The organism is Desulfitobacterium dehalogenans ATCC 51507 (assembly GCF_000243155.2).
GTDB classification, from domain to species: domain Bacteria; phylum Bacillota; class Desulfitobacteriia; order Desulfitobacteriales; family Desulfitobacteriaceae; genus Desulfitobacterium; species Desulfitobacterium dehalogenans.
Genome location: NC_018017.1, coordinates 2,997,476 through 3,015,571 on the forward strand (window position 1 = coordinate 2,997,476; position 18,096 = coordinate 3,015,571).

At 46.4% G+C, this 18,096-nt stretch carries 16 protein-coding genes; 1 reads left to right on the forward strand and 15 read right to left on the reverse strand.

Annotated features, from left to right (window positions below; genetic code table 11):
* Window position 1: 1 nt before the first annotated feature.
* The 3 genes from nifU to DESDE_RS14555 are packed head-to-tail and all read right to left on the reverse strand — an operon-like array spanning window position 2 to window position 2,091.
* Window positions 2–376, reverse strand: coding sequence for a Fe-S cluster assembly scaffold protein NifU (gene nifU / locus DESDE_RS14545; RefSeq protein ID WP_014794780.1), 375 nt, complete (start codon window positions 374–376; stop codon window positions 2–4).
* A gap of 15 nt (window positions 377–391) precedes the next feature.
* Entirely contained in the window at window positions 392–1,591 is a 1,200-nt protein-coding gene (gene nifS / locus DESDE_RS14550; protein ID WP_014794781.1) for a cysteine desulfurase NifS, read from the reverse strand.
* A 59-nt stretch (window positions 1,592–1,650) separates the two neighbouring features.
* Window positions 1,651–2,091, reverse strand: coding sequence for an RrF2 family transcriptional regulator (locus DESDE_RS14555; protein ID WP_014794782.1), 441 nt, complete (start codon window positions 2,089–2,091; stop codon window positions 1,651–1,653).
* A 359-nt stretch (window positions 2,092–2,450) separates the two neighbouring features.
* Between DESDE_RS14555 and DESDE_RS14560 the strand changes: the two genes are divergently transcribed.
* A complete protein-coding gene (locus DESDE_RS14560) occupies window positions 2,451–3,752 on the forward strand; it encodes a replication-associated recombination protein A (protein ID WP_014794783.1) in 1,302 nt (433 codons plus the stop codon).
* Window positions 3,753–3,796: 44 nt separating this feature from the next.
* On the opposite strand, the gene trxA is transcribed toward DESDE_RS14560, so the two are convergent.
* The 12 genes from trxA to DESDE_RS14620 form a co-directional block, all read right to left on the reverse strand.
* The gene (trxA, locus tag DESDE_RS14565; protein ID WP_014794784.1) at window positions 3,797–4,126 is read right to left on the reverse strand and encodes a thioredoxin; all 330 of its coding nucleotides are present in this window, start codon (window positions 4,124–4,126) and stop codon (window positions 3,797–3,799) included.
* A gap of 72 nt (window positions 4,127–4,198) precedes the next feature.
* Window positions 4,199–4,477 (reverse strand): metal-sensitive transcriptional regulator, encoded by a 279-nt coding sequence (locus tag DESDE_RS14570; RefSeq protein ID WP_028305591.1) that lies wholly within the window; start codon window positions 4,475–4,477, stop codon window positions 4,199–4,201.
* Between the two features lie 129 nt (window positions 4,478–4,606).
* Complete coding sequence (gene aspS, locus DESDE_RS14575; protein ID WP_014794786.1) at window positions 4,607–6,385, reverse strand: aspartate--tRNA ligase; 1,779 nt, start codon at window positions 6,383–6,385, stop codon at window positions 4,607–4,609.
* Window positions 6,382–7,659 (reverse strand): histidine--tRNA ligase, encoded by a 1,278-nt coding sequence (gene hisS, locus DESDE_RS14580; RefSeq protein ID WP_014794787.1) that lies wholly within the window; start codon window positions 7,657–7,659, stop codon window positions 6,382–6,384. Before hisS ends, aspS begins: the two co-directional genes overlap by 4 nt.
* Before the next feature lie 918 nt (window positions 7,660–8,577).
* On the reverse strand, window positions 8,578–9,036 hold the full coding sequence (locus DESDE_RS14585) for a DIP1984 family protein (protein ID WP_014794789.1): 459 nt from the start codon (window positions 9,034–9,036) through the stop codon (window positions 8,578–8,580).
* A gap of 24 nt (window positions 9,037–9,060) precedes the next feature.
* On the reverse strand, window positions 9,061–10,179 hold the full coding sequence (locus DESDE_RS14590) for a hypothetical protein (RefSeq protein ID WP_014794790.1): 1,119 nt from the start codon (window positions 10,177–10,179) through the stop codon (window positions 9,061–9,063).
* 83 nt (window positions 10,180–10,262) lie between these two features.
* Window positions 10,263–12,005 carry a sensor histidine kinase gene (locus DESDE_RS14595; protein WP_014794791.1) on the reverse strand — a complete coding sequence of 581 codons (1,743 nt, stop codon included), beginning with the start codon at window positions 12,003–12,005 and terminating at the stop codon, window positions 10,263–10,265.
* Window positions 12,002–12,682: a response regulator transcription factor gene (locus DESDE_RS14600; protein WP_014794792.1), complete on the reverse strand. Its 681-nt coding sequence runs from the start codon at window positions 12,680–12,682 to the stop codon at window positions 12,002–12,004. Before DESDE_RS14600 ends, DESDE_RS14595 begins: the two co-directional genes overlap by 4 nt.
* 169 nt (window positions 12,683–12,851) lie before the next feature.
* On the reverse strand, window positions 12,852–14,060 hold the full coding sequence (locus DESDE_RS14605; protein ID WP_014794793.1) for an EAL and HDOD domain-containing protein: 1,209 nt from the start codon (window positions 14,058–14,060) through the stop codon (window positions 12,852–12,854).
* A 112-nt stretch (window positions 14,061–14,172) separates the two neighbouring features.
* A complete protein-coding gene (locus tag DESDE_RS14610) occupies window positions 14,173–15,996 on the reverse strand; it encodes a MutS family DNA mismatch repair protein (protein WP_014794794.1) in 1,824 nt (607 codons plus the stop codon).
* Between the two features lie 142 nt (window positions 15,997–16,138).
* Window positions 16,139–17,452 carry a DUF4179 domain-containing protein gene (locus tag DESDE_RS14615; RefSeq protein ID WP_014794795.1) on the reverse strand — a complete coding sequence of 438 codons (1,314 nt, stop codon included), beginning with the start codon at window positions 17,450–17,452 and terminating at the stop codon, window positions 16,139–16,141.
* Window positions 17,449–17,973 (reverse strand): RNA polymerase sigma factor, encoded by a 525-nt coding sequence (locus tag DESDE_RS14620; protein ID WP_014794796.1) that lies wholly within the window; start codon window positions 17,971–17,973, stop codon window positions 17,449–17,451. Before DESDE_RS14620 ends, DESDE_RS14615 begins: the two co-directional genes overlap by 4 nt.
* Between the last annotated feature and the right edge of the window lie 123 nt (window positions 17,974–18,096).

An 18,096-nucleotide genomic window follows, 5' to 3' on the forward strand; every position in this document is an offset into this window, starting at 1 on the left:
CCTATACCTTTAAAGTTTTCTGATGATAATCTTTAATAGCTTCGTGCAGTGCATCAGCAGCTAAGTTAGAGCAATGCATCTTAGCTGGGGGAAGTCCGTCAAGGGCTTCGGCAACAGCAGCATTTGTAATTTTGAGAGCCTCTTCTATCGTCTTGCCTTTAACCATTTCCGTGACCATGCTGCTGGTAGCTACAGCGGCTCCACAGCCAAAGGTCTTAAATTTAACGTCTTTTATAATATCTCCATCAACATCTAAATAAATACGCATAATATCGCCACATTTAGCGTTACCCACTTCACCGACACCGTCAGGATTTTCAATCTCACCCACATTACGGGGATTCATAAAATGATCCATTACTTTTTCTGTATACATATCTCTTCACTCCTTTTATTGCGCTTTTGCCTGACTGCATTTGCTATGTTTGGCCTGGTCGTAGAGCGGAGACATCATCCGCAGCCGTTCTACGATTTTTGGTAATTGTTCTAAGACATAATCCACATCTTCCTCCGTATTCTGACGTCCGAAGGAGAACCGCAAGGAACCATGAGCAATTTCGTGAGTCAATCCCATGGCCAGCAAGACATGAGAGGGATCTAAAGATCCGGAGGTGCAGGCTGAGCCGCTGGAAGCAGCAATGCCCATCATATCAAGGCTTAAAAGAAGTGCTTCACCTTCAATGAATTGAATGCTGACATTCAAAATACCAGGGAGGCGTTTCTCTCCTTGAGGTCCATTCAATTTCACGTAATCTATCTTTTCCATAATGCCTTCGAGAAGCTTGTCTCTTAGCTTGGCTTCCCGGGCAGCTTCCTCTTCCATCCGCTGAGCAGCTATCTCACAGGCTTTGCCGAAACCGATGATTCCAGGAGTGTTTTCTGTACCGGAACGGCGTTTCTTCTCTTGGCCACCGCCATAGATGCGGGGAATAACCCGGACACCTTTGCGGATGTAAAGAGCTCCTACCCCTTTCGGTCCATAAATCTTGTGGCTTGATACGGTCATCAGGTCCACATTCATAGCTACCACATCGATGGGAATCTTGCCAAAGGATTGTACCGCATCCACATGGAAGACAATCCCTTTATCCCGAGCTAACTTCCCGATCTCAGCAATAGGCTGAATGGTTCCCACTTCGTTATTGGCGTGCATGATCGTAATCAATATCGTATCGGGTCGAATGGCCTTTTCAACATCTTCAACAGCGATAAGTCCTTCTTCATCCACCGGAACAATGGTGAGCTCATAGCCATTCTTCTCAAGGAATTCACAGGTCTCCAGGACAGCGTGGTGTTCAACAGCTGAAGTGATGATATGTTTTCCTTTTTTGCTCTGAGCTTCAGCCGTTCCGATTATGGCAAGGTTATCTGCCTCTGTGCCGCCGCTGGTAAAGGTGATTTCTGTAGGTTGTGCACCCAGAAGCTTGGCAACAGACTCTCTGGCGTTCTCCAAGGCTGCTTTGGCGTCCCGTCCAAAGCTGTGAACACTGGAGGGATTTCCATATTTCTCTGTGTAATAAGTCATCATGAGCTTAGCAACTTCAGGATCGACTGGAGTTGTCGCGCTATGGTCAAGGTATACTCTGCGCATTGTGGTTCCTCCTAGTAACTTGATTAATGGATTATTCACTGATTAAAATGCAAGCTTCATTATCCGGAGTCTGCAATTGTACTCATGGTCTGAGGATCTTTAACCAGGTCGGCCAAGCTGATGGAATCCAAGACATCTTCAATAGGGTCACGAACCTTCTCCCGAATGGTCCGCGTCACACAATAATCCGACTTCTGACAGCATTCAGGATCTCCATTGGCTTCACACTCTACCGGTGCTATCGGTCCTTCTAAAACCCTAATAATATCGCCAATTCTAATTTTTTCTGCTTTCTTACCCAAGACATATCCACCTTGTGCTCCTCGAATGCTTTTCACTAATCCGGCTTTGCGAAGTCCGGAAATCAGTTGCTCGAGATAGTGCTCAGACAATCCTTGTCGATCAGCTATACTTTTTAGGGAGATCGGCCCTTCGCCTGAATTTAAAGCTAGATCAACCATGGCCGTGAGACCATAGCGGCCTTTCGTAGAAAGCTTCAAACCCCCCACTCCTTTTCAGTAATTCTATCGTCCACTAAGTAATATGAAACATCTCTTTTTATGGATATCTTACAAAAACACTCGGGATTTGTCAAGACAATCCCGAGCAAATTGCTCAGATTTTTTTATGAAATATCATTGGTTTCTAGTGCTTTTCTTCGTTTACCTATATATTTCCATATGACCATCAACGGCCCTTATGATATATCTCTATTTTGATTATAATGAGTTGTAGAGGTTTTCTTAATGTACTGCTTATTCACGGTTCTTTGCTTCAATTAAGAAACAAAGTATACTAGGGTTAGGTCAAATCTCTATCTTCTCATCGTTAATGCCTTTTCAGAAAGGAATTGTTTCATATGGACTTATTTTCAGCTTCCTTTAACCCTCATCAAGTAGCCCCTCTGGCGGAGCGGATGCGTCCCAGGACCCTTGATGAGTATATCGGGCAATCCGAAATCATCGGCAAGGGAAAACTTCTCCGCCGGGCCATCGAAGCGGATCGGGTCACTTCCCTCATTCTTTACGGACCTCCGGGAACAGGTAAGACCTCCCTGGCCCAAGTCATCGCCAATACAACCTCCTCCGCCTTTGTGCGCATTAATGCAGTGGCTGCCGGTGTCAAAGAACTTCGGGAGATCATTCAGACGGCTACGGAGCAGCTTCATCTCTATGGAAAGAAAACCCTTGTCTTCTGTGATGAAGTTCATCGTTTTAATAAAGGTCAACAAGATGCCTTGCTCCCCGCAGTGGAGAATGGGACCATTACCTTTATCGGAGCGACCACCGAAAATCCTTTTTTCGAGCTTAACTCGGCTCTGTTAAGCCGTTCCACCCTCTTTCGCCTCCAGCCTCTCACGACAGAAGATATTCGCAGCGGCTTGACACAAGCTCTGGCAGATAAGGAACGAGGGCTGGGAAATTACTCGGTAAGCATTGGGCCGGAGGCTTGGGAGCATTGGCTTAATTTCGCCAACGGGGATCTGCGGCGGGCCTTGAACGCTTTGGAATTGGCCGTACTCACCACCCCTCCTGAACAGGGAGTGCGTCGTATTACCTTGTCTGTAGCTGAAGAATCCATACAGCAAAGAGCTATGCGTTTTGATAAAAATGGAGATAATCATTACGATATTATCTCCGCCTTTATCAAAAGCATGCGTGGTTCCGATCCCGATGCAGCCCTCTATTGGTTGGCAGTCCTTCTAGAGTCGGGAGAAGATCCTCGGTTTATCGTGCGCCGGATTATCGTCCATGCTTCTGAAGATGTGGGACTGGCTGATCCTATGGCAATGCTCCAGGCTCATGCGGCAGCCAATGCCCTGGAATGGGTGGGGTTTCCTGAAGCCAGAATCCCTATAGCCCAGGCCGTCCTGGCCATCGCCACAGCACCCAAGAGCAACAGCACCATTATGGCCATCGACAGGGCCACGGGCTATGTCCGCTCCCATCCCACAGGTCAGGTCCCTGAGCATCTTCGAGATGCTAATTATCCGGGAGCCAAAAAATTAGGCCATGGCAAAGATTATCTCTATCCTCACGACTACCCCGGTCATTGGGTGGAGCAAGGGTATTTACCCAAAGCGGTCCGGGGGGAGAATTTCTTTATTCCCTCCGGAGTGGGACAGGACCGCGGCAATCGCGGAAAAAGGAATCTGGATTAATTTAAAAACGGTGCCGAATGGCACCGTTTTAGCTTCTTTTATTATTAGGCATGCTTCTCAATCATTTTGACGAGATCGGCCTTACCACGGAAGCCAACACTCTTATCCACCAGCTGCCCGTTTTTGAAAACAGCTAAGGTGGGGATGCTCATCACTTGGTATTGACCAGAAATTGCCGGCTCCTCATCCACGTTAAGCTTACCGATGACAACCTTTCCCGCCATTTCATTTGCCAGCTCCTCAATGATCGGAGCAACCATACGGCATGGACCACACCAAGCTGCCCAGAAGTCTACTAATACGGCTTTGTCAGAACCCAAAACTTCTTCATTCCAATTTGCTGCTGTAAAGGTCTTAACATTTTCACCTGCCATGAATATACCCTCCTCAAATTCGTTTGCATTAACTTAGATACTATGAATTAACATCATAGATTAGATAATGAGCTACTTAATAAATTTCGATAAAACCGTAATTAATTCATCGATGGATTCGTCCTGGTGGTTTTCTTCCACAGCTTTTTGCAAACATTCCCGCGAATGGTTTTCAAAGATTAAAACGCCGACTTTATTAATGGCTGCGCGTACTGCTGCAACTTGAATTAGAATATCCACACAATACTTTTCATTATCCACCATACGTTGAAGACCTTTAACCTGGCCTTCAATTTTCTTTAAACGCCGGATAATATCTTCTTTTTGTGCTAAATCAGAGTTTTCCTGCACTACACGTTCCCCTCTCTGATACCCATAGGGGGTACACCCCATATTATAAAGCAAAGTCTCTTCTTTTGTCAAAGGTTTTGCCATTTAAAATTCAGATGGAGTGTATTGCTCCATCTGATATCTTTACTATTATTTTGTTTTACCCGGCAGAATATCCCTTTTGATGTGTAATTCTTTCAATTGTTTTTCGTCAACAGAAGATGGAGCTTGAATCATGAGATCCGATGCGCTTTGAGTCTTGGGGAAAGCGATCACATCCCGGATATTATCCTTGTCCGTTAAGAGCATGGTCAACCGGTCTAAGCCGAAGGCAATCCCTCCATGAGGCGGAGTACCGTATTCAAAGGCATCCAACAAGTAACCAAATTTAGCCTTGGCTTCTTCAGGGGTAAGGCCTAATAGGTCAAACATCTGCTCCTGAACCTCTCTTTGATGGATGCGAATGCTTCCTCCACCCAGTTCTGTTCCGTTAAGAACCATATCATAAGCCTTGGCTCTGACTTTACCAGGTTCTGTCTTTAAGAGGGGCAAATCCTCGGTCATCGGTGAAGTGAAAGGATGGTGAATGGCAATAAAGCGCTTCTCCTCTTCATCCCACTCGAGGAGTGGGAATTCTGTAACCCATAAGAAATTAAAGGCATCCTCGGGTATAAGTCCTAACCGTTTTCCTAACTCCAGTCTTAAATGCCCCAGAGCATCGGCGACGACCGCTTCCTTATCCGCCACGAAGAAGAGGATATCCCCTGTCTCTCCTTTCAGCTTGGCAATCAGGTCGTTAAGCTGTTCTTCGGTGAAGAATTTAGCGATGGGGGATTTGATTCCCTCTTCCGCCAAAACGATATAGGCCAGTCCCTTGGCGCCATAGATGCTGACAAATTGAACCAAGCCATCCAACTCACGGCGGGGCATCCCTGCACAGCCTTTAGCACAAAGACCTTTAACCCGTCCGCCTTTGGCCAAGGTATCAGTAAAGACCTTAAAATTGGAGTCTTTGACGCATTCCGCCACATCCACCATTTCCATACCAAAACGGATGTCCGGTTTGTCCGAGCCATACAATTCCATGGCTTCTTTGTAGGTCATCCGTGGGAAGGGATGAGGAATATCACGGCCGGTGGTCTCTTTAAAAATACGAACCATCAACTCTTCCATCATGGGCAGAATGTCTTCTACTTCTGCAAAAGACATCTCTACATCCAATTGTGTAAATTCCGGCTGACGATCTGCCCGTAAGTCTTCATCGCGGAAGCAGCGGGCGATTTGGAAATATTTCTCCATGCCTGAGACCATAAGGAGCTGCTTGAAAATCTGCGGAGATTGGGGCAAAGCATAGAATTCCCCGGGGTGAACACGGCTGGGAACGAGATAGTCTCTGGCCCCTTCCGGTGAAGATTTAATCAGCACCGGGGTCTCGATTTCATAGAACCCCTGGCTGTCGAAGAAATTCCGCATAACTTGGGTGACTTGGTGACGAATCTTGAAGACCTTCTGCATTTCCGGACGACGCAGGTCAAGGTAACGATATTTAAGGCGAACCATCTCATCCACATCCACATCATCCTGGATATAGAAAGGCGGTGTTTTTGCCCCATTTAAGATGGTCAAAGACTCAGCCACGACTTCAATTTCTCCGGTCTCCAGATTGGGGTTGGTCGCTCCTTCCGGACGCGGGCGCACTTTTCCTTTAATAGCTACCACATATTCTGAACGCAGGCGTTCTGCTGCTGCAAAATCAGGCATATCGGGGTTAAATACAACCTGTACAAAGCCTGAGCGGTCGCGGAGATCTACGAAGATAACTCCCCCGTGATCCCGGCGGCGTTGTACCCAACCTAAAAGGTGAATCACTTCTCCGGCATGGCTCAGTCTTAAGCTTCCTGATTCGGTTCGATTAGCTAATAAGGTCATTGATTTCCATCCTCCCTATATCTCTTCAGCATATCCTCTTCAAAGTCCTGAATCGGTAATTCAACTTGTTCTCCCAAGCGGAGATCCCGCAAAACAATGATTCCTTTATGAAGCTCTTCTTCGCCAAGAATAGCGGCGTAGGGAGCGTGAACCCGGTCTGCCGCCTTAAGCTGGGCTTTGAGACTCCGCCCCAACAAGTCGATACCGGCAGGTATTCCCTTCTTCCGCAAACGGCTGATGATGCCGAAGCCCTCTTTTTGAGCCTGGTCCCCTAAGGCCACCAGCATCAAATAGTCTTTCCCTGCCTCTTCCTGTTCCGCCTGAGCAAGCTTCCGGGCCGCCAGCACCCTCTCCATCCCCATGGCAAAACCGATGCCGGGGGTTGAGGGGCCGCCTACCTCCTGGACAAGGCCGTCATAACGACCTCCTCCGCAGATGGCACTTTGAGCGCCAATATCCTCTACCAGCACTTCAAAAGCGGTCTTACGATAATAATCCAATCCTCTCACCAGGCGGGGATCGACTTTATAGTCGACTTCGGCAGCGCTCAATAAGCTTTGAAGTTCCTTAAAGTGCTCCGCACATTCATCACAGAGGGTGTCCAAGGTCGTCGGCGCTCCCTGAGTGATCTCCTGGCAGGAAGGGTTCTTGCAGTCCAGTATCCGTAAGGGATTCTTCTCAAAGCGCGACTGACAGTCTTTACAGAGCTGCTCTTGACGCGGAGCCAGGAATTCCTGAAGTTTTTTCTTATGCTCCGGGCGGCAGGTCGGACATCCGACAGAGTTCACATGAACTTCCAATCCCTTCAACCCTAAACGACTGTACAAATCCCATACCAGGGTAATGACTTCCGCATCCACCATGGGCTTATCCGCTCCCAAGACCTCTACTCCAAACTGATGAAATTGCCGAAATCTTCCCGATTGGGGACGTTCATAACGGAACATGGGTCCAATGTAGTAGAGCTTTACAGGCTGAGGACCGCCATAGAGCTTATTCTCTACATAAGCACGGCATACCGAGGCTGTCCCTTCCGGGCGCAGGGTAATGGAGCGATCTCCTTTATCAAGAAAGGTGTACATTTCCTTATTGACGATATCTGTGGTTTCACCCACCCCGCGTTGAAACAACTCTGTGGCTTCAAACATAGGGGTACGGATCTCCTGATACCCATATTCCTTACAGATCTTCCGAATCTGCTCCTCAAGGTCTTGCCATTGTTCCACTACTCCGGGCAGTAAATCCTGTGTTCCTTTCGGACGTTGAATAGCCATATCATTAAACTCCTTCCTGGAATCTATTTCATCTTATATGACAACAATAAAAAGCCCCCTCCCTTGCCATGAAGCAAGGGACGAGAGCTCCCGTGGTGCCACCCTTATTGACGGATTTTTAGAGTTCCAATCTCTATTCCGCCCACTTTTGCAGCCGATAACGAGACCAAGCGCTTTCCTTTCTGTACCTGGGGTGTCCTCCTAAGCGTCTCCCAGGCTGGTTTCAGTCCAGGCCAGCCTTCCCTGTAGAGAGATGATGCACAGTCTCTTCCCAAGAGTTTCTCAGAAATTCAAGATATCAATTATGTAAACCTGTTATATTACAATATCTTAACGAGAGAAGGAACATTTGTCAATCTGTCAAAACCAGTTTTCTTATTACACCTTTTCTTATTACAGTTTATCCAAAGAAAGATCATGGTAGTCAAAATTCCTGCCAAAGCTTTCACTATGAGCATCATATAAAGTGAAAATCATATAAACGTTTGCATGTCCAAAGCACTTCCGGGAAAACCTAAACAACAAAGATAGGAGGTCATTGATTATGTCTGACAAGCAAACGGACAAAACCCGCACCCATGCCCCTAATGCTGATGATAATACTCCCAGCCCCAACAAATCGGATCGCTATATCGATAAAGCAACAAAACAAAAATAAGATCGGAGCACTCCGATCTTATTTTTGTTTTGTTGCTTTATTTCCCCATACCCACCCTCACTGAATTCGCAAATCAGTACGCGGTCGTTACAATAACAATGAGTTGTACTGGTGTCACATTACTGGGCTTAACTTGTTCAATGTGGAGTCGAACCACAGTATCGCCCCAATACTACCATCAAATCCAACTTGCCCAGTTGGCGGGTTTGTACTCACCTTTGCCAAATCAGCTACCACTGCAATTATTCCATTGTAAATAATCATTCCATGAGATCGATAGTCCAGTTCATGCCCTGGATGCGGGTATCCAGTTCTCTGAATTCCCTCGACAATTGGTCCGCCTGCTTTTGGGTCTCCGCAACATCTATGGTGCTGATAAATTTCACCTCGGAGCGGCTGAACCGATCATGTTTGATGGAGGCATTCACAGCAACCTGAGCAAGAATTCCCCTCTTATTGAGCAGCAGATCCCGTTCTACTAAAGCATCGGCCAGAGTCCGCTTCTCATCAAACCTGACCTGGCAATTAGTTCTGTTGATCCTTTGGATCAACCCCGTTAATTCCTTGAAGATGGCCTCAATCTCACTTAACAACACCTGAGGATTCTCCGCCGGTTCTTCTCCCTCTTGAACCTTAACACAATGCTCCAGCCTGTTCCTCAGCTGTTGTATTCTTTTTTGATAATCCGCTCGCAGAATCAATGCTTCCGCTAGTTTCACAGCACATAACCCCTTTCTCTCAGGCTAATAATCTATCAAGGCGAAGTTGATAGGATCTTCCACCTCTTTGATGACTTTAATACTATAGCCATGACTAGCGTTATTGCTCTTATGAAGTTTGATAAGGTATTGGTAGTTGAGCTTTCTGCCTTCTCCCGGATACTCCAATAGGTAGTCCACTATGGCGTAATAGCGATCGGGATGTTCCTTATCTCTCAGCAATCGCTGCAGCTGGGGATATTCTGTTACTCCACCCAACGCCGGCACACTGTATCTCCCCTTCTTGTATGTACCAATTTCATAGGCTCTGTGCTCTTTTACCCCAGAGTTAAAGTACCTGTTGATGATATCATCCAGCACCGACTCCGCAAAGACGATATCTGCTCCCCTAACCACCCTGTCCTCAAATGCGCTGGGATCAATGATTCCCAAAGCGAGACTTCGGCAGGCGAAATCGATCATGATCTTATCTGTCAAAGCATCCTCCTCGAACGGCTCCATGATCCCTTTTGCCGTAGGACGCAGGAAGGTTTCCAGGTCAGCCTTCTCTGATTCAGACAACTCTACCCTCTCCGTAGCTGCTGCTCTGACGAAGACGAACTCTCCCTCCGGTATTCCCCACATAGAAGGCTCAAATCCATCTCTGGTTATTTTAGCTACGATATGATCCCCTTCAAATTTCAGCTCCATAGTTCCGGCGTATCCCCAGGCAAGATCCTCGTAAGCAGTGCGCAATACGCCCTCTTCTATGACACCGGAAAAGGCTACCTCAGCCTGCCGATAGCTGGGGGCTCCTTTTACACTGTGGATACTTCCTTGAATTTCCTGCTGATTGACTTCCGCAATATGAATTCCCGTTGAGCCATAGTACTCTATCAAAGCTGTCATGCGATAGAGATCTTCATCCCGGTTCACTTTGATTTTCCAGTCTCCCCGATACCTGGCATAAGCAGCAGTGTCCTCCCCATCGGAATCAGGATGGGCTTGATCAGAGTTCCCGGAATTAGCTCCTTGCCCATACTGATCTTCTTGACCAGAGGCAGTGCTTGCCGGCTCGATTTCTGTAGTATCTATAGTGTCATTGCATCCGCCGGCTAAATGCGCAAAGGATAAGAGCAAAAGCATCAAAAGCAATCTTTTCATTTGTCCACCACCTAACAGCTATCCTATCTATGGACAGTTTACCAATATTCCGTGGACCGCTCAAGCTCCTTATCCCTCACTCTTTACCATGCAAACCAGAAACACACCCCTGCCTCCGTATTTTCCGCCCCATAGTTGAAGCCATGTAGCTCCAGGATCGAGCGGACGATGGACAATCCAAGGCCGGAACCGCTGCCCATTCTTGACTTATCCAGCCTATAATAGGCGCGCCAGATGGAATCAAGCTCTTCCGCCAGGATAGGTGAACCGGTATTGGTTATACTCCACCTCTCCGCCGTAATGCTTACCTTCACCGTACCCCCCACTGCTGTATGGGCGGCGGCATTGCTGATGAAATTATCCAGGGTTCGCTCTATAAGCTGCCTGTCGGCCCTGATCCCAGCTGTACCATCTACCGTCAGCATAATCTCTTTTGCCACAAAGACATTCTCATACCTGGACAGTATCTCCTTGGTGATCTCCCGTAAGGAAACCTCTTCTAAGACAAGAATCACCCCGCCGCTCTCCATGCGGGAGAGTTCCAGCATATCCTTGATCATACGGTCACAGCGCCGGACATTCTCCTGAATCCCCGCTGCATAATGCTCCCGCTTTTCCGTGTGGACATTCTCAGCCAGGTTCTCTGCATAGCCGGAGATAATGGCCAGAGGGGTCTTTAAGTCATGAGCGATGGCATTGGTCATATCCCGGCGCTGTTGCTCCAGCTCCTCACGGCTGCGGAAGGTCTTCCAGGTCTGAGCCGAAAGGATCCCGGCGGTAAAGCTGAAGATTAGAAAACAGCTTACCCAGACCAGAATAAGAATGGGCAGAGCTCCGGTCAAACTATTAAACTCATTGGCGGTCAGGACCCAATAGTCACCGACAGAGATGCCAACTTCCCGGAGTTTAGCCGTGCCTTGGTAAAGATAAGGGGTGATAAAACGGTAAGTGAAACCCTCCCTGACCTCAAGGGCCGGTGGCTGCGAAAACCCGCGGTTAGCCGCATTTTCAGGCGCATAAAAAGCATAATATGCCTCAATGGTTTCTTCAAAGACATGTTTATCGAGCAAGGCCTCCCGCAAGGCAAGCTGGCGTTCGTCGCTGCGGAGTCTCAATTTCCCGTCAGGATAGAAGATAATATTCCCCTGTATGCCTCCATGTTCATAATAGGGCAACTCCCCGGCATCTACATAATCGGAGCGGTAGATCGGTTCTTCTAACCTTTCCCCGCTGCCGGAGGTAGCCTCCCCCTGCTCATTAAAGGTGCCCGCCAAAAACTTGGTTACTCTGATCGTATCCGGGATAACCTCGGCTCCGTCAAGCCAAAATCCCTCAAGGCCCACCCCATAACCCTGGAGATCCCCAACCTCTATTGGATGATGCCTGCCATACAAATACTCCTCCATTTCTGCAATCTCTTCAGTACTGAACCACTTTTTGGGATCAAGTACAGCATAGTCTGTATAAAAGGTATTTCCCTCCTGGCGGGAAGTATATTGGCAGGTCCAATATTCATTGGTGCTGGAGATCAGCTCCCCTTCCTTAGTGTAAACAGCGGCTTCATACCCCTGATAAGAAGTAAAGGAATTGAGGGTTCGGCTGAGTTCTTCTTGGATAGCAGTCTTTTTACCCTCATTGTCTTGGACATCATTGAAATCATTAATAATACGATCCACACTGACACCGATGATCCTTGAACGCTCCATAAACTCTTCCTTGATTTTGTTTTCTTCCTCAGATATGACAAAGATTGAAAACCCGATCATAAATACCAACCAAATCCCCATCAGCCAGCCAAAAGTGCGCAGATAGATCTTCTTTTTCATTTCCTCTCCTCCAGACGATAGCCGCTTTTAACCACGGTTTTAATCTGTTCCGCCCCTTCTTCCAAAGTCTGCCGGAGCTTTTTGATATGGTTATCCACCACCCGGTCGCTCCCGGAAAAATCATAGCCCCAGATCCTCACTAGCAGAGTCTCCCGGGTGACAATCTTCCCGGCATTCTCCATCAGCAACTTTAAGAGAGCATATTCCTTCGGGGCTAGTTCAACCTCTCTTCCATCTACGGAGGCTGTACCTCTGTAAGGATCGAGGCTGATTCTTCCTACGCTCATAAGGTCATCCCGTATCATACCCTTGGCCCGGCGAATCAAAGAGTTGGCCTTGGCATAGAGTTCCGCCAGAGAAAAGGGCTTTACCATGTAGTCGTCACCACCGAGACCATAACCATGAAGTCTGTCCGCTTCCGCCTGGCGGGCCGTCAGGAACATAATGGGGACATCGCTGTGACGCCTGAGTTCCCGACAGATCGTGAAACCATCCACTTCCGGCAGCATAACGTCCAGCAGCACCAGATCATAGTCCTTTTCCTGAGCATGAGTCAATCCGTCGGCTCCGTCGGCCGCACAGACCAGTTCGATTTCACCGGCGCTTTTTGCGGTGAAATAATCCTCTATGATCTCTTGTAATTGCAGATCGTCCTCCACCAAAAGGATCTTGATCATCCATCTTCCCTCCTCAGGTATGAGTGTATCAAACCCATCTATCTTTTCTGTGTCCTTATTCTACAATGTACCATTAATAGTTAAAGGTTAAAGCAAACTGATAACCAAAAGAACCTCCGCCCTTGCCCTGAGGCAAGAGGCGAAGGTTCCCTCTTCTTGATTCGTATTCTTATTGGTTCAGTTCATGTGCTTCCTCCAAAGCTTTCAAATAATACTCAGGAACACATTCTTCCTCGATACTGAACTTATTAAGCAATCGGTTCACTACAGACCAATTCCCTTGCTCATAGGCAATGATCAAATCCAGCAAATAACAGTATCCATTGGGTTGCCCTAAAAGAGCGTTTTTGACAGGTGCTTCGATAGGAAGCTCTTGAAGAATCTCCGCAAGGGGGCGATCCAGGCAGGCATCGATCAAGGAGAAAAGTCCCAATAAGAAAGCATTGGAGCCCATGCCCACTAAGCCGACTTTTGGGGATAGCTTTTCTGCAAAGCTGGCTCTGACATAGGATTGAATAGCAAGGGCATCGGGTTTTCCGTCGGTGATTTTACCCATCACGATAACGGAGGCCCATTTTTTTACCTCTTTAGGCCCTAATAGGGTTAAGGCTTGCTTGATGGAGGAAATCTGAGAGTTCAGACCAAAGGCTGAGGAATTGATAAATTTTAATAATTTGTAAGTAAGGGAGATATCTGCTCGTATGATTTTCTCCAGTTCCTCTATGTTCACATCAGGAGAATTAACCTGCTGCAATAATCTTAAGTAATTCAATTTATTTGCGGAAATGTCTTTACCCTGAACAATATTCGGCTTGCTGAAAAAATACCCCTGAAACAATCCATAGCCAAAATCCTTAGCCTTCTCATACTCCTCAAGAGTTTCTACTTTTTCAGCTAAGAAACGTATATTGAGTTCATTTAATCGTTTGATCAAGGCCTGCAGTTCATAGCCCTGAGTGGCCCGAAAATCCACCTTAATAATATCGGCCAGTTCGATCAAGGAGCGATAATCCGGCCTGAATACAAAATCATCCAAAGCGATTTGATATCCTTTTGCTTTAAGGCTCTTACAGGCTGCTACAACTTCCGGATCAGGGTCCACATCTTCAAGAATCTCGATGACCACCTGGTTCTTGGGGAGTAAGGTCGCCATTCCTTCCTTGAGCAAATTGGCAGTAAAATTGATGAAGGCCGGCTTGCCCATGGTCAGCTTATTAAAATCCATGAGAAAAAAACTGCTGGATATCAGTGAACTTGTGGCTGAGTCCCCGTCACCGCTCTTAAAGTAATTGTCCATGCTTTCCCTGAACAGAAGTTCATAAGCATGAATATGTCCCTGTGAGTCTAGGATTGGCTGACGAGCTACAAAAACATCCATGAGCTCCTCCATTGTTCGCAGTCTTACTTCCTGCAATAATACCAAATATTTAGTTATTCTAAGTCTAAATCCTTAAACCCTCTATTTTTATCCACTTAATAAATTTTAAAAATTACTTATTATTTTCAATTTCAATCCCAGCCAGCCCTATCAGATATAAGGCATTGCGTGTGGTGGATATTCCTCCCCTGAGTTTATAATCAAAATATATTTCCTTGTTCTGATAGTATTCACGAAAGTGGTAATTTTTGATCCTTCCCTTGCTTTCTCTCTCCAGCTCACCGAGTTCCAGATCATGGGTTGATACCAGCCCTAATGCTCCTTCTTTCTGCAATTGCTGAATTAATGCGATGGCTCCCTGGTGGCGGTCATGGGAATTGGTTCCCTTAAAAATCTCATCCAGTAAAAAGAAGACCGGCTCATTCCCTTTGGCCGCTTCCACAATCTGCTTGATCCGCAATATTTCCGCATAAAAGGAGGAAATGCTTTGCTCAAGATTATCACTAACACGCATACAGGTCCATATTTCCACAATGGAGCAGCGGAATTCCTGAGCGCACACCGGCGCACCCGTATAGGCAATAAGAAGATTCGTCCCCACAGTGCGTAAAAAAGTACTCTTTCCCGACATATTGGACCCGGTGATGAGGGCGATCCCCGAGGGTTCCTTTAGAGTGAAATCATTGGTCACGCGTTTACGGGTAAGGAGGGGATGACCCATTTGACGGGCCGTCAGCCCTCGTTGTTCAGCGCTTTTTTCTACTATCACCGGGAATACCCAATCCGGATTCTCAAATGGAATGGTGGCCAGGCTGGATAATTCCTCGAATCTCGCGATAACCTCCAGCCAGCTTTTCAGGAGACCGCCGGATTTGCTCTTCCATTCTTCAAGGGCAATCATGCAATGATAGTCCCAAAGTAAAAGAATATTGATAAAGATGAACATGGCATTTTCACGATTGGAGATCCTCTCCACAATCTTTGAGAGCTTCTGAATCTGTTCATAGGCAGATTGCCCTTTCTGATCACGCAGAATATGCTGAAGTCTCTGGAGCTCTGCTGAGCGGAATTTCTTCTTCTCAAGCTGCTTTAGCATATCGGCATAGGTCTTCAGACTGGCTTCATGCTTATAGACCATGGATAGAACTTTGGAACGCCCTTTATTATACAACTGGAGCAGAACGATTTGGACAGCAACCAATAGTCCGGGAACCTGCCAGGGCACTGCACCCCAAAACACATAGAGGGCTCCCATGATGCAAGTTATAGCCGGAAGAACCGTTACGGCCAGCTTGAGAACAGGCTTTAAATAAGCCTCTTCTCTTTCCTTAGCCCAAAGGATAAAGGGCTCCACTGCTTGAAACTGCTGGGATGCAACGACTCCTTCCGTCTCAAAACGCTGACGCCATCCTAAATTTCGGGCTAATTCTGCGATAGCTTCCTGCCTCTTTAATAGTTCTTCATGATTTTTAAAGGGAGTTTTGAGAACTTGGCTTAAGGTCACTCTTCCCAAGGGAGTTTGCGCAGAATTAATCCATTGAAAGATGGACGCCTGACCGAAAAGATCCAAGTCGATGGCATAGGGGTGTTTTTCTTCACTGAATTCTACTCCCTGCTCCTTAAACTTCACCCATTCCCCTTGTAAACGCTGGATTCCCTTTTGATTAAGGCCGGTGAGAATCTCTGAATATCGCAATTGTGTACGGACATGGCGATGGCGTGAAGCAAGGTAAAGGAAAACCCCCAGAGTGAGGATCCCTGTCACTATTCCTGAAACACCGCTGACTTTTAGGTATAGAAAAACAGCGACAGTGAAGCCCAATAAAAAGGAAAACAGCCGATAATTGCTTAACTGATTCGCTGTTTGCTTCTGTTTCTTACTTAAGTCTTCATAGGTTTGTTTTCTTTTTTCGTAAATGCTTTGCGGATCCTTCACACTATGCCTCCTAAACTTTTTTATAATAGGAATTCATATTTCCATATTCATACTGCTATTATATCATTAACCGATGCAAAAAGAATCATCCTTGACCTAAAGCCTCAGATGATCCTTGAGCGGTGTTCCAGCACCCCTTAGTTTAGTCTAAAGGGATATCTATCACTTTATTATAATTCTTACTGTAGGTCATCCGCAGAACCTCCAGTTGGAGATCTTTTCCCGTTCCTGGGAAACGCAGAGTCCTTTGGTGCTTAATTGTGCCGTCCAAGCTTTTTTCGTAGTCATCATTGATGGTCTCCTCTAAAGCAATCCTCTTTCCATCGGCAAGGAGATAGACTTTGGTCAGAACCAGGCTTTCTTCACTGGTTAAGGTGATCAAGGTCTCACCGTTGGTTGCTTCGATCGAATTAATCTCCACTAGCTGTCCGAGAATATTCAGGACTTGATTCTTCTCCTCCCTGCTCAGGTTATACTGCTGGTTTACATCGTGATCCGCACTAAAACTCACCAGTTCCAGCTTTAGCTCCTTTAAAGGGACAGGCAAAGCATCAAAATTGGTCTGGAAGGTGATGCCTTTCATGTCTGTACTCAGTCCTCTCCCTTTCGCTTCTACCGCTTCACCATTAGCAATTAAGCGGAGATTGATATCCGTTGGCCTAAAGCGCTCACCACTTAGGGTATCTATAGCTAAGCCCAAAATGCTCTGGGCAGATCCCTTAATCACAGTTTGGGTAGGGGAAGCCACAATGGACAGGAATTTTAGTTTCGTTTGATCCACAGTGATAGCTTGATTAAGCTCTTTCTTTAAAATGTGCCCCATAGCTGTATTTCTGTCCAAGGCAAAAGTGATTTCAGCAGGAGTACTTACTCCTGGTTCATTGAGGGCAAAATTGAGCGTTAGCCTTCTGGTCAGAAGGGACGTGGGCTCAAAGCTGGCGATATACTTTACCTCCGACTCTCCTTCATTGATTAAACCTTGAGAACTTATAAACCGGCTCTCTCCGAAGAAGCCCTTCAGGGATATAACGGGGAATAAGGCTTCACTTGCATCTCCTGACGGGGCCTTTACCGTGTAGAAAAGAAGGAGTTGGTTTTCATCCAGCATCACATAATCCACCGTCAAAGACACTCCATTAGGAAAGGTATGGCTTTTGCCAATCAGCTGGCCTTTGCCTAGATTATTCAGCTCTCTCAGGGTTCCGTCCATCACTTGATCATAGCCGAAAAGTTGCTTGCCATAGGAAGCAATGACATCATAATTAAAGCTGATAAGAAGAGCGAAGACAAGAGCCACGGCGATCTTCATTTGTTTGGCATGGCGTTGATAAAAGGACAAGGGCTTTTGCTCCGCTTTTTCCAGGGCATAGCGCAGCCTCATTTCCAGTTCATCCGGCACTTGGGTGCTATCCATTTGAGCCTTGCCCCTTTCGAATAATTCCTCAATATTCTTCATCCCTGTTCCACCTCCATCCTTTGTTTTAACTTTTGTAGCCCTGTGTGCATTCTTGATTTCACTGTACCCAGGGGAATTTTTAATAGGTCAGCGATGGTTTGATAATCCATATCCAGTAGAAATCGCAGCCTTAGAACCTCCTGATAGTGTGGCTTCAATTGGGTCAAATAGGCTTCAAAGGCCATTTGTTCTTCATGCTCATGAAATGACCCTTCATAGGATCCTTCAGGCAGCTCCTGGAGCAAGATAACTTTTTTCTTTTGACGCAAATTTTGTTTGCAGCAATTAACTAAAATGGTTTTACTCCAGCTATAAAATGCCGTTTCATCCTTTAGACCCCTAATATTTTCGAACACCTTGAGGATCATGTCTTCCATAGCATCCAAAGCATCTTCCTGATCCTTCATATAGATATAAGCCAGACGATAATAGTCCTGCTTCCGACTCATGATCAGTTGAATCAAGGCTTCTTTATCCCCTTTTCGGGCTTGTTTCACTCTGTCTATAGCCTCTTGTTCCACTTCGCCACCTCTCTTTCTATAAGTAAGAGTATTTAACCTGGAAAAAAGTTCGCATATCACATACGAAAAACAACCGCTGCCCTAAAATCAGTTCAGGGCAGGGTTGTTATTAATCACTACATT

What these genes read in the sequence shown, in the direction of transcription:
- DESDE_RS14615 (WP_014794795.1), bottom strand. Translation starts at nt 17,452, where the DNA reads ATGAAGAATATTGAGGAATTATTCGAAAGGGGCAAGGCTCAAATGGAT.
- trxA (WP_014794784.1), bottom strand. Translation starts at nt 4,126, where the DNA reads ATGGCAGGTGAAAATGTTAAGACCTTTACAGCAGCAAATTGGAATGAA.
- DESDE_RS14590 (WP_014794790.1), bottom strand. Translation starts at nt 10,179, where the DNA reads ATGAAAAGATTGCTTTTGATGCTTTTGCTCTTATCCTTTGCGCATTTA.
- DESDE_RS14600 (WP_014794792.1), bottom strand. Translation starts at nt 12,682, where the DNA reads ATGATCAAGATCCTTTTGGTGGAGGACGATCTGCAATTACAAGAGATC.
- nifU (WP_014794780.1), bottom strand. Translation starts at nt 376, where the DNA reads ATGTATACAGAAAAAGTAATGGATCATTTTATGAATCCCCGTAATGTG.
- nifS (WP_014794781.1), bottom strand. Translation starts at nt 1,591, where the DNA reads ATGCGCAGAGTATACCTTGACCATAGCGCGACAACTCCAGTCGATCCT.
- DESDE_RS14595 (WP_014794791.1), bottom strand. Translation starts at nt 12,005, where the DNA reads ATGAAAAAGAAGATCTATCTGCGCACTTTTGGCTGGCTGATGGGGATT.
- DESDE_RS14560 (WP_014794783.1), top strand. Translation starts at nt 2,451, where the DNA reads ATGGACTTATTTTCAGCTTCCTTTAACCCTCATCAAGTAGCCCCTCTG.
- hisS (WP_014794787.1), bottom strand. Translation starts at nt 7,659, where the DNA reads ATGGCTATTCAACGTCCGAAAGGAACACAGGATTTACTGCCCGGAGTA.
- aspS (WP_014794786.1), bottom strand. Translation starts at nt 6,385, where the DNA reads ATGACCTTATTAGCTAATCGAACCGAATCAGGAAGCTTAAGACTGAGC.
- DESDE_RS14605 (WP_014794793.1), bottom strand. Translation starts at nt 14,060, where the DNA reads ATGGATGTTTTTGTAGCTCGTCAGCCAATCCTAGACTCACAGGGACAT.